Origin of the sequence: Streptomyces venezuelae (assembly GCF_008642315.1) — a bacterium.
In the GTDB taxonomy this organism is placed as follows: domain Bacteria; phylum Actinomycetota; class Actinomycetes; order Streptomycetales; family Streptomycetaceae; genus Streptomyces; species Streptomyces venezuelae_D.
The window spans coordinates 1-14,937 of sequence record NZ_CP029192.1 but is presented as its reverse complement, the minus strand read 5'-3'; the positions used below and the strand labels follow the sequence as shown (position 1 = coordinate 14,937).

General features: G+C 70.3%; 15 protein-coding genes and 2 pseudogenes. 10 read left to right on the top strand and 7 right to left on the bottom strand.

Annotated elements, in window-relative coordinates; all coding sequences use genetic code 11:
- Positions 1–49 precede the first annotated feature (49 nt).
- From DEJ48_RS00080 to DEJ48_RS00070, 3 genes are all read right to left on the bottom strand, one after another.
- Entirely contained in the window at positions 50–1,912 is a 1,863-nt protein-coding gene (locus DEJ48_RS00080; protein ID WP_223832405.1) for a C40 family peptidase, read from the bottom strand.
- 164 nt (positions 1,913–2,076) lie between these two features.
- Complete coding sequence (locus tag DEJ48_RS00075) at positions 2,077–2,427, bottom strand: cytochrome P450 (protein WP_223831809.1); 351 nt, start codon at positions 2,425–2,427, stop codon at positions 2,077–2,079.
- Positions 2,428–2,625: 198 nt separating this feature from the next.
- A complete protein-coding gene (locus DEJ48_RS00070) occupies positions 2,626–3,207 on the bottom strand; it encodes a TetR-like C-terminal domain-containing protein (protein ID WP_150213242.1) in 582 nt (193 codons plus the stop codon).
- 131 nt (positions 3,208–3,338) lie between these two features.
- Here DEJ48_RS00070 and DEJ48_RS00065 point away from each other — a divergent pair, with 131 nt between their 5' ends.
- Both DEJ48_RS00065 and DEJ48_RS00060 read left to right on the top strand, forming a co-directional pair.
- Positions 3,339–4,571 (top strand): FAD-dependent monooxygenase, encoded by a 1,233-nt coding sequence (locus DEJ48_RS00065; protein WP_150213240.1) that lies wholly within the window; start codon positions 3,339–3,341, stop codon positions 4,569–4,571.
- Between the two features lie 148 nt (positions 4,572–4,719).
- Positions 4,720–5,460, top strand: a complete 741-nt coding sequence (locus DEJ48_RS00060) for a class I SAM-dependent methyltransferase (RefSeq protein ID WP_150213239.1) — start codon at positions 4,720–4,722, stop codon at positions 5,458–5,460.
- 66 nt (positions 5,461–5,526) lie between these two features.
- Here the strand turns inward: DEJ48_RS00060 and DEJ48_RS00055 are convergent, their stop codons facing one another.
- Positions 5,527–6,240 (bottom strand): S1 family peptidase, encoded by a 714-nt coding sequence (locus DEJ48_RS00055; RefSeq protein WP_411757520.1) that lies wholly within the window; start codon positions 6,238–6,240, stop codon positions 5,527–5,529.
- A gap of 295 nt (positions 6,241–6,535) precedes the next feature.
- On the opposite strand from DEJ48_RS00055, the gene DEJ48_RS00050 reads away from it, so the two are divergent.
- A complete protein-coding gene (locus DEJ48_RS00050; protein WP_150213237.1) occupies positions 6,536–7,408 on the top strand; it encodes a calcium-binding protein in 873 nt (290 codons plus the stop codon).
- 208 nt (positions 7,409–7,616) lie between these two features.
- On the opposite strand, the gene DEJ48_RS00045 is transcribed toward DEJ48_RS00050, so the two are convergent.
- Positions 7,617–8,321, bottom strand: a complete 705-nt coding sequence (locus DEJ48_RS00045; protein ID WP_150213235.1) for a GntR family transcriptional regulator — start codon at positions 8,319–8,321, stop codon at positions 7,617–7,619.
- A gap of 154 nt (positions 8,322–8,475) precedes the next feature.
- On the opposite strand from DEJ48_RS00045, the gene DEJ48_RS00040 reads away from it, so the two are divergent.
- From DEJ48_RS00040 to DEJ48_RS00030, 3 genes and pseudogenes are all read left to right on the top strand, one after another.
- Entirely contained in the window at positions 8,476–9,048 is a 573-nt protein-coding gene (locus DEJ48_RS00040; RefSeq protein ID WP_150213233.1) for a YbhB/YbcL family Raf kinase inhibitor-like protein, read from the top strand.
- An 8-nt stretch (positions 9,049–9,056) separates the two neighbouring features.
- Positions 9,057–9,749: a metal-dependent transcriptional regulator gene (locus DEJ48_RS00035; RefSeq protein ID WP_150213231.1), complete on the top strand. Its 693-nt coding sequence runs from the start codon at positions 9,057–9,059 to the stop codon at positions 9,747–9,749.
- 162 nt (positions 9,750–9,911) lie between these two features.
- Positions 9,912–10,370, top strand: a pseudogene (locus DEJ48_RS00030) (ATP-binding protein); the annotation flags it as partial.
- A 55-nt stretch (positions 10,371–10,425) separates the two neighbouring features.
- On the opposite strand, the gene DEJ48_RS00025 reads toward DEJ48_RS00030, so the two are convergent.
- A complete protein-coding gene (locus DEJ48_RS00025; protein WP_150213229.1) occupies positions 10,426–12,012 on the bottom strand; it encodes an oxidoreductase in 1,587 nt (528 codons plus the stop codon).
- Between the two features lie 346 nt (positions 12,013–12,358).
- Between DEJ48_RS00025 and DEJ48_RS00020 the strand changes: the two genes are divergently transcribed.
- The 4 genes from DEJ48_RS00020 to DEJ48_RS00005 all read left to right on the top strand — a co-directional run bounded on the left by DEJ48_RS00020 (position 12,359) and on the right by DEJ48_RS00005 (position 14,637).
- Entirely contained in the window at positions 12,359–12,826 is a 468-nt protein-coding gene (locus DEJ48_RS00020; RefSeq protein ID WP_150213227.1) for a hypothetical protein, read from the top strand.
- 299 nt (positions 12,827–13,125) lie between these two features.
- Entirely contained in the window at positions 13,126–13,338 is a 213-nt protein-coding gene (locus DEJ48_RS40890; RefSeq protein ID WP_317850890.1) for a hypothetical protein, read from the top strand.
- On the top strand, positions 13,253–13,792 hold the full coding sequence (locus tag DEJ48_RS00010; RefSeq protein WP_317850951.1) for an HAD family hydrolase: 540 nt from the start codon (positions 13,253–13,255) through the stop codon (positions 13,790–13,792). The genes DEJ48_RS40890 and DEJ48_RS00010 overlap by 86 nt, the downstream gene beginning before the upstream one ends.
- A 275-nt stretch (positions 13,793–14,067) precedes the next feature.
- Positions 14,068–14,637, top strand: a complete 570-nt coding sequence (locus DEJ48_RS00005; protein ID WP_150213223.1) for a transcriptional regulator — start codon at positions 14,068–14,070, stop codon at positions 14,635–14,637.
- A 44-nt stretch (positions 14,638–14,681) separates the two neighbouring features.
- On the opposite strand, the pseudogene DEJ48_RS40070 reads toward DEJ48_RS00005, so the two are convergent.
- Positions 14,682–14,937, bottom strand: a pseudogene (locus tag DEJ48_RS40070) (hypothetical protein); the annotation flags it as partial.

Here is a 14,937-nt window from a genome sequence, read left to right as displayed (position 1 = left end):
CCACCACGGGCCGGGGCGGCGGACTCGGCGGGACGCACCCGCCGCCATGTCAGAGGCGGTGGACGGTGTGCAGGGCGTCCGCGTACAGCCCGGGCCCCTCCAGCGTCGATGCGCCCGAGACATCGGCCATGGTCGGCCCGTCGACGCTCTTGCGGCTGGAGAGGAAACGCCGCTTTCCCGCCCGGTCGAGGCCGAGGTGGATGCCCACGTGGTCGACGTCGTAGGCGTCGGGATCCGCCGGGTCCCCCGCATTGTCGCCTGCGTCGAACAGCACCAGGTCGCCCGGCTGCAACTGCGTCAGGTCCACCCCGGTGCCGCCACTGCCCGCCGCCCGCTGTGCGACGCGGACGCCCGGCGCGAAGTCCACCATCGCACCGGACTTGCGCGGCAGTGCCTTCTTCGCCGGGTCCTTGACCGCCACCATGTCCACGCCCAGGTGGAAGCCGTAGACCATCCGCACGTACCCCGAGCAGTCCAGGTGCCGGCCCTGGTTCTCCTCGGGCCTGCGGGTCATGTCGGGGAAGGTCCACGGCTGTTGCATGTAGTCGTGGAAGTCCGCGCCGACGGGCAGCAGTCCCTGGCTGTCCGGCTCCCCGTATCCCGCCTCGCCCAGCACCTCGGCGCCGCCCACCCGCGCGTCCGCACCCCGCAGGTGCGGGGCGCCGGGCAGGAACATCATCGCGTACGAGAACATGTCGGGGGCCATGGAACCGGCCCAGCCGCGCACCACGGCCTCGAGGGCCGGCGTCCACGCGCCGTCGAAGGGCGCGTCCAGCAGCCGTACCCAGTCGCGATGGGTGACCAGGGGCGGCGTCTGCCAGGTGGCCTCGCTCACCTCCAGGCGCCGGACGGTCAGGGTGAGGGGCAGGTTCGTACAGCCGGGGGAGGCGAACCCGCGAACCCCCACCCGCCCGCTGCGCAGCCCCGCCTGCCCGTCCTGGACCTCCGCGGTGGGTTCCGCGGGTTCCACCCCGGCCGCGGGCCACGCGGTGACCTGCGCCGTCGCACCCGTACGCCGCACCCGGATCTTCCACACGTCACCGGCCCGCACCCCCGTGGCGAGCGGGCCCGCCTCGGCCAGCACCACCGTCCTGGCGTCCGCCACCTTCTCCACGCGCAGGTCGACCTCACCGCGTGTGGTGAAGGAGAGCCGCGCCCGGTAGTGCGCGCTCCCGCCCCGGTAGCCGAAGAGCAGGGCAAAGGAACAGGCGTTGCCCACGGGCACCTTGTCGAAGGAGGCTTCGCAGGTGACGTCGACGTCGGATATCCCGTCGTCGGTCACCGTGGCGTAGCGGCCCGCCTCCGTGTCCTTGAGGACCATCGTCGCCGCGCCCTGGTGGTGCACACCGAAGTCGGCGTCGCCGGCCGAACCCCCGTACACACTCCAGGTCCCGCCGCCGGGGGAGGAGCCCCAGCCGGGCCTGAGCTGTTCGGCGGGCGGGAGCCGCGGGTCGGGGACGAGCCGGTCGAAGGTGTCGGTGAAGGGCTGCTTGTTCTCCGTGAACGTCCGCTCGGGCCCGGACATCAGGACGGTGCGCGCCCCCTTGGTCAGCACGGCGACGCGCTGCTGCCCGTGCCGCACCTCCGTGCGCTCGGGCGTACCCGGCAGCACCGCCGTGCTCAGCTCCCCGAGGCAGGAGCGGGCGAAGGCGGCGGTGTCGTACGGCGTCCCGGTGAAGGTCATCGAGGAGCGCGGCCCGGTCACTGATGCGGCACCGGGCAAGGGCGCCGCGGCGGGCGGTGCGGCGGGCGGCGCGGCGGGCGCGGACGCAGCACCGCGGTCCGCGGCGGCGCCACGTCCGGCAGCCGCGGCAGCCGGCGAGAGGGCGGCCGGGGAGACCGAGGCCGAAACGGTGAGCGCCCCAAGAGCGCCGAGAAGACTACGACGGGAAGTATCGGTCACGCGCCACATCATCCCCACGGCCCCCCGGAAGCACCGCATCCGGCACACCGGCCACCGGGCGAGGCCCGGACACCGACGGTGCCCGGGCCGACGTCCCCGGTCGCTCAGTACCAGTACCAGCGCCGGGCCGGCTTGTTGGTGAAGATGCGTCGCATCGTCGCGGCCATGACCAGTCACCTCCTTCCCGTCTGGTGGGCGGACGGGGGGTCTGGGGTGCGGTGCAGAGCGAACGGCCGCGGAGCGTTGCCCTCCGACATGACCGCGCGCGCATCACCACCGGAGACGGTCACAAAGGCGTGGTCGGTCAGGGCGGTCAGCGACTCGGTGAGGAGCGTGTGCGCCACCGCCGCGCCGGCGCAGCTGAAGGGCCCCATGCCGAAGGGCACGTACGGTCCGTGGCCGCCGCTCTCGGCCCAGCGCTCGGGCCGAAAGACGTCGGGGGCGTCCCAGTGGCGCCCGCCGCGCCGCTTCCCCCCCCGCCGAGAGCGCGGCGCGCGGTTGCCGCGCCTCGGCGAACTGCCCACGGACCGCGGCGAGTTGGACTCCGGTGTCGCCCTCGGGCCTGCCCGCCCGCGCCGCACTCATCGAGGTGATCCGCCCCGCCGGGCCGGACGCGCCGCAGTGCCCGCAGAACGCGAGCGCGTCAGGAGCGGCCGTGTGCGGACGGCCCGTGCGCGGCGTGCAGGGCTGCCCGCCCGCTCACTGCGCCGCCGCCCGCCCGCTCACTGCGCCGCTGCGCGCTCGCGCGCCGCCCGGATCGCCAGCACGTTGTCGACCAGCCGCACCGCCTCGGTCGCCGGGTCCATCGGCAGGGCCAGCAGTGCACGCACATAGGCCGGCGCCAGCACCAGTTCGAAGATGTCCATCCAGGTCAGCACGGTGGCGCCGGCGGCGTCCAGGGTGGCCTGGATCTGCTGGATGCGGGGCTCGGCGAAGCCGCGCGTGTCCTGCCCCTCGCCGCCGGCCCGCAGCAGGGCCCGGAAGAACGCCAGATGGCCGGGCCGGGTCAGGTCGCCGAGCAGGTTGGTGATCCAGGTGTGCAGGTCGGCCCGCAGGTCGCCGGTGGCGGGCAGCGGCGAACGGCTGTCCAATTCGTCCACCACCGCGTCGATGATCAGGCCGTCGGCGCTGCGCCAGCGGCGGTAGACGGTGGCGAGGTGGACGCCCGAGCGGGTGGCCACCTCGGCGATGTCGACGGTGCCGTCGGCGGATTCGGCCAGCAGCTCGCGGGTGGCCGCGCGCACGGCTTCGCGGGTGCGGGCGGTACGGCCGCCGGGGCGGGCTGTCCCTGATGCTTGCGTCACCGCTCCACTCTATCGCGAAACTCTTGCATTAGGACGTCCGAGGGGTCTACGTTAAATGCGAAACATTCGCATGAGGGGTTGCTGGGGCGCCCCCTGCGGCCCGAAGCGGAAGCAAAAAACCGGAGGATGCCGTGGCCCACGTACTCGTCGTCGGCGCTGGAATCGCGGGGGACACCCTCGCGCTGCTCATGGAACGGGACGGCTGGACGGTCACCGTCGCCGAGATCGCACCCGCCCTGCGCACCGGCGGCCAGACCGTCGACCTGCGCGGCGACAGCCGGGAAGTCCTCGAGCGCGCCGGACTGCTCCAGCAGGCGCTGGACTGCCTGGTCCCGCAGCGCGGCGCCGCCTGGATCGATACGCGCGAGCGCCGGCTGGCCGAGATGCCGGTGGAGGCATTCGACGGGCGCGGCTACGTCTCCCGGGAGGAACTGCTGCGCACAGACCTCGCCCGCATCATCCACGAGGCGACCGGACCGGGCGTCACCCACCGCTTCGGCGAGACCGTGGAGACACTGCAGGACACCGCAACCGGAGTACGCGCCCGCTTCCGCAGCGGCACGACGCAGACGTTCGACCTCGTGGTCGGCGCCGACGGCGCGCACTCACGGGTCCGCGCCCTGCGCTTCGGGCCGCAGGAGAACTACCGCAAGCCCCTCGGCCTGGCCCACGCCTGGTTCACCCTCACCGAGCGACCCGCCACACCGCCCCTTCACGGCTGGTTCCTCACCCACAACGCACCCGGCCGCCGCGCCGTCGAAGCCCGCCCCGGCCACCCCGGACAGCAGGAAGTGGGCCTGACCTTCGCCGCCGACACACTGCCCCCGCGACACGACCGCGACGCCCAGTTCGCCCTGCTGGAGCGGACGTTCGCCGACGTCGGCTGGCGCACCGCCGAATTCCTGGCCGCGGCACGGCAGGCCGACGACTTCGCGCTGGACACCTTCGACCAGATACACGTGCCGTGCTGGAGCACCGGCCGGACCGTCCTGCTCGGCGACAGCGCCTGGTGCGCCAGCCCGCTCAGCGGCCTGGGCACCGCCCTCGCCCTGCGCGGTGCCGCCGAACTCGCGGCCGCGCTGCGCGCCGCGGGCGCACCCGGCGACACCGCGCGCACACCCGCCGCGCTGACCGCCTTCGAGCAGGCCATGCGGCCCAGGACCACCTCGGCGCAGCAACTCCCGCCCGGCCGGGTCACCTCCATGGCACCCAAGTCCGCGCTGGGCATCCGGATCAACGCGCTGGCGATGCGCGCACTCCAGTCGAAGGCCGCGCGCCCACTCGTCCGCAAGGCCTTCGCCGGCTCCGAACACGGCCGCACCGACACCCCCGCGACAGAGCCCCGCACGACCCCGGCCATCTGACCGAAGACACGCCACACCGCACCCGGCCCAACGGCCCGACAACACAACACAGCACTGCACTGCCCGGCACAGAGTGAACCAAGGGATAACGGCCGGCCGGCGCCCTAATCGTGTTGACCACCCCGGCCGGCAGTGCTGGACTCGCCCCGTGGACAGCATCCCCGCCAACCGGCAGCTCTGGAACCGGATCAGCAGCGCCTACCAGCACAAGCACGACCCGCACATCGGCGCCGCACCCCGGCTGTGGGGCATGTACTCCCTCCCCGACACGCACCTGAACGCCCTGGGCGAGGTCACCGGCCGGCGCGTCCTGGAACTCGGCTGCGGCGCCGGCCAGTGGTCCAGAGCGCTCGCCGCCGAGGGCGCCACCGTGATCGGCCTCGACCTGTCCGAGGCCCAACTCGCCGCAGCGGCCCGCGCGATGGGCCCGGCCCGCTACCCGCTGGTGCAGGGCGCAGCCGAACAGCTCCCCTTCGCTGCCGACACCTTCGACCTGGTGTTCTGCGACTTCGGCGGGCTCAGCTGGGCACCCCCGCACCTGGCCGTCCCCCAGGCCGCCCGCGTCCTGCGCCCCGGCGGACGCCTGGTCTTCAACGTCGCCAGCCCCTGGTTCGAAGCCTGCTACGACGAAGCCGCCGCCCGCGTCACCACGACACTGCAACAGGACTACTTCGGCCTGGACACCATCGCCGAAGGCGGCGGCGCGATGAGCTACCAGCTCACCTACGGAGACTGGGTCAGGGTCCTGCGCGGCGCAGGCCTGGTCATCGACGACCTCATCGAGCCACGCCCCGGCCCCGCGACACCCAACGGCTACAACGAAACCCACCCGCCCGACTGGGCCCACCGCTGGCCGGCGGAACTGCTCTGGGTGACCCACAAGCCGTAAGCCCCGCCGCCCCCCCCACCGCACGCACCGCGCGCCCAGAGGCCGAGGCCCCTTACCCCGCCGGCGCTATCGCCGGATGACCGAACGGATCCAGGAGAGCTGCTGGGAGACCTCCCCGGCCTCGGCGCTCTTGTCCCGGTCGGAACCGTTGAAGACACCGATGAGAGTCTCGGTGCCCCGCGGCCCCACGGTCATCACCGGGCCCCCGGAGTCGCCTCCGGCGGGAATCCCGGACACCTTCTTCATGCAGAAGTCGGGGCCGCCCGGCGCGGTGTGGCCCGCGCACAGCGGATCGTTCGCCCGCACGACCTTCAGGTCCGACTGCTTGAGGACGGGGGACTGGCAGGCGCTCTCGTCCGTGGTGCAGGTGGCACCCCACCCGTACTGCCGCACCACCTGGCCGCGCTTGACACCGACCGTGGACAGCCGCGCCGTGGGGACGTTCATCACCGGGACCTTGACGAGCATCATGTCGGCGCGCGAACTGCCCACGCGCTTGCCCGGCAGGGGGCGCACCGTGGTGCCCCTGCGCATGTCGAGATGGCCCACCCGGAAGGAGATCCGCTTGTCGGCGACCGGCTGCGCCTGCTCGTAGAAGCAGTGCGAGGCGGTGAGGATCCACTGGCGGGCGACCGCTGTGCCGGTGCACGCCGGTTTGCCGTCGACGAGCATGCGCACCGCCCACGGGCCATAAGTGCTCTTGGACCCGCCGATGACGGCGGAGGCCGGAGCGGACGAGAGCACCGAGCTCACGACCAGCGTCAGGACGGTCACCAGCATCATCCGAACGCCACGCACGCGACGCACCATGCAGAACAACTCCTCTCAAAAGTACAGCCGTACAGAAGGTGAGAGGCCCTGCCGAGCAGCGGCGTTCCCCACGAGCCGCACCACATCGGGCCCGCGCGGAAAGTTCTTCGGCGCGCCCGCTCGGGCGAGCTCATGTCCACACCCCGGTCACCACAACATCCGCCCCTGTTCATGCGCCGCCGGGCAACTCCCCTCTGTGGCCTCCTGTCTAACCGGGTGACCGCAAGCACCACCGCACACGTACACCCTGAAGGGTCACTTCCGCATGCGCATTCACCGGACCATCGCCACCACCGCCACCACCGCCCTCGCCCTGACGCTCGGTACGGCCGCCTTAGCGGCGTCGACGGCCCAGGCCGCCCCGTCCGCCGCCCCCTCGGCCGCCGCGTCCACCGCCTCCGTCGTCATCGAGGACGGCGAGCTCTGGTACAAGGCGGCCGCCGGTCAGCAGAACCAGGTGACGGTCGACGAGAAGATCGACCACCGCGGTGAGAACGACTCCTACTACGTCCTCACCTTCCACGACCGCTACGACATCTCCGTCTCCGCCGACGCGGCGCAGTGGGACGAGTGCGTGTACCCCGAGGAGGGCGACCGCACCGCCGTGCGGTGCGCGGTCAAGATCCCGGAGAACTCCGACGACTCCGACAGCTACGACATCGACCTCGGCGACCTGAACGACACCGCCACCCTCGGCCCCGACAGCCGGGCGTGGGCCGGGATCTACGGCGGCAAGGGCAACGATGTCATCAAGGCGTCGGAGTCCGCGCTCCTGCACGGCGGCGAGGGCGACGACCGCCTCGACGGCGGTGGCGGCCCGATGGGCTTCGGCCCGTGGGGCGACGCGGGCAACGACACCCTCACCCACTGCAGCCAGGACTGCTTCGGCGGCCCCGGCAACGACTCCCTGACCGGCACCGGCGAGGCGAACAACCTGCACGGCGAGGACGGCAACGACGTACTGCACGGCCAGGCCGGCGCCGACGTCCTCTACGGCGGCAAGGGCAACGACAAGCTGTACGGCGAGGCGGGCAACGACACGCTGTGGGGCAACAGCGGCGACGACATCCTGTGGGGCGGCACAGGCACCGACAAGCTCTCCGGCGGCCCGGGCCGCAACGAAGTCCACCAGGACTGAACCTCCAACGAGGCTCCCGCCGACGTGAACACGGCCTTCGTACTGACGTACTGACGTACTGATCCTGTGCTCCGACCAAAGACGCACTCGACCAGCACGAAGGCCACAGGGGGACCGCAGGGGGCCGCAGGGGAAGGATCCCTGCGCCTCACGATGCCCGGCCGGCTGCGCCGCCGCGGCACCACACTCCCAAGGCGCCGCCTCCGGCTCAGGCGTCGTTGGCGGGTTCGTGGCCGGTGCAGCCGGTCAGCCCGGCGGCGGTCTGGGTGAGGTGCAGGGCCAGTACCTCGGCCGCGGTGTCGGCGTCGCGGGCCAGCGCCGCCTCCTCCAGGCGGCGGTGCTCGCCCACGCCGTCCCGCTCCGGGTGACGCTGCGTCGACAGGCGGCGGGCCAGCTCGCTCGCGGTCCACATCCGGTCGAAGGTGTCCAGCAGGACGGGATTGCCGCACCCCTCCAGCAGGGTGCGGTGGAAGACCCGGTGGGCCTCGGCCCACGCGGCGCTGTAGTACGCGCCCTCCTCCGCCACATACACCGGAGTACGCGACAGCCGGTGGTGGGCGGCCCGTACGCGGGCCTCCCAGTCGACGTCGCCGCGCTCGACGGACATGCGCAGCACCACCGGTTCGATGGCCCGGCGGGCCTCCGCGATCTCCTGCCAGCGGCGGTCGGAGAAGGCCGGGACGGCGAAGCCGCGGTTGGGCAGCCGGTCGGCGAGGCCCTCGCCGACCAGCCGCACGAGCGCCTCACGCACGACGGCCAGGCTCACACCCCGTTCCTTGGCGAGGTCCTGCGGTTTGAGGGCGTCGCCGGGGGCGTGCTGCCCGCGCATGATCGCGTCCCGCAGGTGTGCGTAGACCTGCTCGGAGAGCATCCGCTTGCCCGGCAAAGCCGGAGTGTGTGCCGTCTGAGTCATGCCTGAAGCATAGACGATCCACCAGATAATCGATTATCAATGCTATGGTCGATTCAGTGGTCGGCGAGAGACGGACAACAACGCCTCCACAGACGCCGCACGCCCCGACCGCATCACCACCACCCCACAGCACGCCCCCGAAAGGAACGCCGCAATGAACACCAACACCCCTGGCACCCACACCCCCAACACCCCCGCCGCCAACAACCCCTTCGCCCGCCTCCCCGAGGCGGCCCCCTTCACCGTCACCAGCACCACCGTCACCGACGGCGCCCCCTGGCCACCCGAGCAGCACGCCTCCGCCGTCCCCGGCGGAAAGGACCTCTCCCCGCAGCTGTCCTGGAACGGCGCCCCGCAGGGCACCAAGAGCTACGCCGTGACCGTCTACGACCCCGACGCCCCCACCGGATCCGGGTTCTGGCACTGGGCAGTCGCCGACATCCCCGCCACCGTCACCGAGCTGCCCGAAGGCGCCGGCGACGACACCGGCTCGCACCTGCCCGACGGCGCCTTCCAACTGCCCAACGACGCCCGCGCAACCCGCTACATAGGCGCCGCCCCGCCCGCCGGACACGGCCCGCACCGCTACTTCGTCGTGGTACACGCCCTCGACGTCGCCTCCATCGGCGTCCCCGCCGACGCCACCCCGGCCATCCTCGGCTTCACCATGGCCGGCCACATCCTGGGCCGCGCAGTCCTGACCGCCACCGCCCAGACCCCCGCCTGACCCACCGCATGCCCCGACTCATCGACACCACCCAGATGTACCTGCGCACCATCCTGGAACTCGAAGAGGAAGCCATTGCCCCCCTGCGCGCCCGCATCGCCGAGCGCCTGGACCAGAGCGGCCCCACCGTCAGCCAGACCGTCGCCCGCATGGAACGCGACGGCCTGCTGCACATCACCGGCGACCGGCACCTGCGACTGACAGAGCAGGGCCGCCGACTGGCCACACGCGTCATGCGCAAACACCGGCTCGCCGAGTGCCTGCTCGTCGACGTGATCGGACTGGAGTGGGAACAGGCCCACGCCGAAGCCTGCCGCTGGGAACACGTGATGAGCGAGACCGTCGAACGCCACCTCCTCGACCTGCTGTGGCACCCGACCACCTCGCCCTACGGCAACCCGATCCCGGGCCTGGAGGAACTCGGCCAGAAGAACACCGCAGACCCGCTCCCCGACGAGAGCACGATCAGCCTCAGCGACCTCGCACCAGGACCGAACGGCACGAGCGCGGTCGTACGGAACATCAGGGAACTGATCCAGACCGACGCCCAACTGATGCACACCCTGCGCCACGCAGGCGTGCGGCCCGGCGCGGTCGTGAGCGTGACATCCTCACCCACCGGCGTCACGGTCAGCAGCGGCGGGACGGCCGCCGAACTCCCCGCACAGGCCGCCGCACACGTCCTCGTCGCCAGACACTGACCACTCCCAACCCACAACGACAGAAAGCCAGTCGGGCCGCGACCCGACCTCAAAAAGCACAAAGAAGCTCCTGGCAGACGGGCCCACCCCAAGACCCCGCCCGCCAGGAGCACTTGCGCTACGAAGACGCCGGCCGCAAACAGACAGACGGCGGCGCCACGACTCTGTCTGATCGGCGACTCCGGCACCGGCAAGTCCCACCTGCTGATCACCCTCGGCACCGAGGCCGCCTTGGCCGGCTTCCGGGTCCGCTACACACTCGCCACCAAACTGGTCAACGAGCTGGTCGAGGCCGCGGACGAGAAGATCCTGGCCAAGACCATCGCCCGCTACGGACGCGTCGACCTCCTCTGCATCGATGAACTCGGCTACATGGAGCTGGACCGTAGGGGCGCTGAGCTGCTGTTCCAGGTGCTGACCGAACGGGAGGAGAAGAACAGCGTCGCCATAGCCTCCAACGAGTCGTTCGGCGGGTGGACCAGGACGTTCACCGATCCGCGGCTCTGCGCGGCCATCGTCGACCGCCTCACCTTCGGCGGGAACATCATCGAGACAGGCACCGAGTCCTACCGACTCTCCAGTACCCGGGCGGCCCGAGCACAGGGCGCCGTCGCGGGCTGACCGCTCCTGGTCCTTCATTGCGAGGCCGCCGCAGAATCCGATGGCTGTTGGTTCGTTACTGACGGTTGATCGCCCGTGAGATGCCAGCGGCGACGGTCGTGGCCAGGATCCACCCGGCAGCGGTCAATGCGTAGGCGAGCCACTGCCCAGTGCTTCGTGGTGCGAAGGCGACGTCCTGTCCGAAGGCGGTGATCGGGACGAGCAGGTCGAGCGTGTAGACGACAGCGTTGAATGGCGGCGCCTTCTCCGGTTCGAGAGGCGCGGGAGGATGGGCTCTGAAGAAGAGTGCGCCGCAGGCGAGCAGAGTGGTGAGCCAGAGGGCGGCGCGGAGTGGCCGGTACCCGTAGCCGACGGTCGCGTCCTGGATGTAACCCCAGATGCGGGTATGCAGGGGGAGCATGGCACGGCGATGGCGTTGCTTGGCGAGGAGCACGGTGCGTGCCTCGTCCTCGTGTCCGAGCCGTCTGTAGGCGGCTGCGAGCTGCTCGTACGGCTGAGGGAGGTAGGCGTCGGTGCTGCGCCGGAGCCAGTGGAGCCGTTCGGCGGCCGACAGGGGAATGGCGAGGGCGTCGTAGGTGGTCTCGGCCAGTCGGAGGTCGGCGGGCCAAGTGCCGGGGGTGTCGTACAGGGTGCCCAGATGGGCGTTGCTCGCGTCGACGGTGCCAGCGATCGGCTGCTGGGTGCGCAGATCGGTCTCCCGGGCCTGGGCCAGCCGCAGGGACAGGGCAGTGCCGCCGGGGTTCGTCAGCGTGGCATCGCGGAAGCTGAGCTGCGTGCCGATGCTGCTGCCGTCGAGTTTGATGCCGCCGTCGACGCGGAGCCCGTGGCCGAGGTCGAAGTTGTGGGCGACGTTGACGTCAATGGCCTCCAGCGCAACGTCGCCGGCGTTGTTCAGCCGAGCCCCACAGAATCCGATCGCCGCAGCGACCGTGGCACCGGAGAGGATGATCTGCCCTTCGGCGCTGAAGCCCGGGTGGAAGGTGAAGTCCTCGGTGATCTGGACGTGGTAGGCGTCCAGGGCGTGGCCGTCGGGGTTGCGCAGGGAGGCGCCCTCCAGGTCGAACTCACCGGAGATGGCGGCGCCGGAGCAGCGGAATGTTCCCCGGACCGCCAGGTTGGTGCACAGCACGTCGCCGCCCGCGATGAGGCGGACAGCGGATATCGCCTCGGCACCAGGAACGGTGATCACGGTGTCGCGGAGGTCGAGGTCGCTGTGGATCTGGGCGCGGGTGAGTACGAGGGGCCCGGTCAGGTGGCAGCGGGACAGGACCAGCCTGCCGTCGATCTGGGCTGTATCAGCGGCGAGACCTGGCAGGGCGCATCCGGTCAGGGCCAGCTCGCGGATTCTCGCGCCCCGGAGCAGGGGCACTTCGTCGAACCGACATTCGTCCAGGACGACCGGTACGGGAATCTCGGCGAATTGTAGATCCAGCCTGCCCGTGATGCGGGCGCCGGTCAGGCACAGTGCCGGGCGGTCGCCCGGGGCGGGATCGGTACCGGCACCCAGCAGCAGCGCCGCAATGACCTCGGCCCGCACCGCGGGTTCCGCCGATTCCGGGGCGTCGCGGACATTGACAGCGCCGCCCTGGGCGAAGGAGTTCCACAACTGACGTTCACCAGCGCTGAGTTCGTCGAGATGCATGATCGACGATCTTTCCGGTTCGGGCCCGCCCACGACAAGTCCCGATGAACCCCGGCCCCGCGGACGAAGCAGCCATGAGCCTGTCGACGCCCACCAGCATCCCTACACCGTTCAGGCGAGCACTCCGATACGCCAGCCGCAAGACCCCAGGTGTTACCAGAACTCAAGACATCGCCCTGCGGCGAAACGAGGCGTTCTCGGAGAGCGACAAGCGGTGTCGGATCCCGTTGATAAAACCAGCGCGGCCGAGGCGGTCCAAAAGGCCGTTCACCGGGTAGGTCGCCGCGGAGGGGCGGGATACTGAGAGACTCCAGGCATGGGATCTTGGGGGACTCTGGGGCCAGCGGTGTTGTCTCTGGCGGGTGTTGCGCTTGGCGCGGTCGGGTCGCTGTTCGGACAGCACTTGGTGTCACGGGCGAGTACCCAGCAGCTGGAAGCTCAGCAGCTGGCCGCGCATCGCGCCGAGCTCAAGGAAGTAATCCTGAAGTTCCTGAGTATCGCGTCCCGGGTAGAGAAGGCGGCGCTCACAGGCCCGCAGGACAGCGACAGCGCGGTGGACGACATGCTCGGCCAACTCGTCGACGATCTGTGGCTCGCGCAGGCGGAGATCGATCTGGCGGCCAGGACGGAACCGCTGCGAGGCACTGCCTACCGCTATGCAGCTCGCCTGGCCGAAGCAGCCCGCGGCGAGGTCGCCGACGCATCCGCACTGCGCGGGCCACAGGTCCAGTTCATGGACGCAGCCTATGACGATCTGTGGCCCGGTCAACGACGGGCGGCTCAACTCTCCGGCACCACCGGCCGGGACGCGTGAAACGATCTCGCGGTGGCTGGTGTGATCACAGCATCGGGCTTACAGCGTTGTTGGTTCCCATCGACATATTCGAGCTGTCTGATCGCTAAGTGCTGCCCAAAACCGTCGGCAAACGTTGCTCGCTCTCGCTTACGAAACCAGCCCGGCGACCGCGTCCTGCCGGCGCCCGCCGCGATAGTGCCTGATCCGGTCCCCGATAGGGAGTCCGCTGCAACCATGCCCCGACTCCTCGCTCTGTTCTCTGAGCTTAGGGCGCCCGCAAGTTGGGGATATGGGAGTCCAGCGAGAGAGGGGGCACCGTGGCGAAGCTGGTGCTGTGGGACATCGACCACACGCTGATGACCATGCGCGGACTCGGCGGTGACCTGTGGGCCGTTGCATTCGAGGAGGCCACAGGCGTGCCGCTGCGCGAGCAGGCCTCGGTGACTGGGTCAACAGCGCGTCATCCTGCGCGAGACAGCGAGGCTCCACGACATCCCCTTCAGCGACGACCTGTTCACACGGTTCGCTGACGCCCTCGGCGCTGTCCACCTGAGGCGGGCGGCCGAAGTACGCGAACGCGGGCACGCACTGACCGGAGCCGCCACGGCCCTGGCAGCGCTCGACAAACGCGGGGCCCGGCAGTCAGTGGTGACCGGCAACATCCGCGGCGCGGCCGAGGTCAAGCTCGCGACGTTCGGCCTTGACACGTATCTCCGGCTGGACGACGGCGCGTACGGGGAGGACGGCGAGGAGCGGTCCGAGCTGCTCCTCGCGGCGCTGGCTCGCGCAGACGTACCGGCCGCGGACGCCGTATTCCTCGGGCACACCCCTGCCGATGTAACGGGCGGGCGGGACGCCGGAGTGCGTGTGGTGGCGGTGGCCACTGGCAAGACGACACGGGCCGCGCTTCAGGAGGCTGGGGCCGAGGCCGTGCTTGACGAGCTCGCTGACACCGGACGGGTCCTCAACGCGATCGGGGCCTGAAGAAAGGGCCCTTGTGAATTTACGTGTGGGTGTCTCCGGCCTTCAGGGGTGTTACTGGGCAGAGTGGTGAGGTCGTCACTGCGGGCGATCTCGCGGACACCGCCCATACGACATTGATGAGGGAAAGCCACGCCTCCACAAAAGCCGACCCAACGGCAGTACAGCTAACGTCATTTCAACGAGAACTTGGCAGCTACTATTGGCCTCAAGCGCGGGAAAAATAGCGGGAGTTAAGGTATCGTGTAAACTACAGAACCTTACAGAAAGGGGCCCTCATGCCGGAAAGGACACAAGATTTCGGGCATTACGGGGCCCGAGGAATCAAGGGCAGTGAAGCCGTCGCACGTCAACTCGACCAGCTCACCGAATTCATCGCCACCCCGATCACACAACAACGCGGCCTGATGGCGCGGTTGAGATACCTGACTCGCACAGACCACGCCCGCCGGGCTGCGCGCGACGCCGGCCTTACGGTCACCGACCGCACCCTCAACGCCTGGCTGACAGGCAAACGCCGCCCCTCTAAGGCCAACCTGGCGAAGATCGAGGCCGCTTACCGTGCGGTACGCCGCCAGAACGTGGCCCGCTACCTGCTGCGCCGGCTGAACAACGGGGGAGGGACCCGAGTGGAGATCCATCCGTTCAACCAGTCCCAGGTGGACCGGCGGTTCCAGAGAGTGCTGGAGTATCGCAGCCTCAACATCCGTCAATGGGACGCCATTATCCGGTCCTGGGCGGCTGGAGATGCGACGGCCCAGGATGATGCCTGGGTGGACGCGATTGTGGATCTGGGGTCGCAATGGGGGCAGTACGAATACGTTTCGGCCGTGGGGTTTGCTGCATAAACTGACGAGGCGTCATTTCTGACGCTCTGTCAACTGACGGAGCGTCAGTATATCGACGGCGCGCTCCCTTTTGCTGCTGCTTTTAGTGAAAGCCGCGGAGCGGATTTCACCCGGAAATCGCGGAGCGAATTCCGGTAGGCCGAATCGCGGAGCGAATTCCGGTAGGCCGAATCGCGGAGCGATTCGAGCCCGCGGACAACGGAGTTGTCCGCGCTGGCGACGGAGTCGCCAGCTGCCGCGCGGAGCGCGGCTTTTCCGCCGCGTAGCGGCGGCGCGTCGTGTCTGCGGAGCAGACCGCGC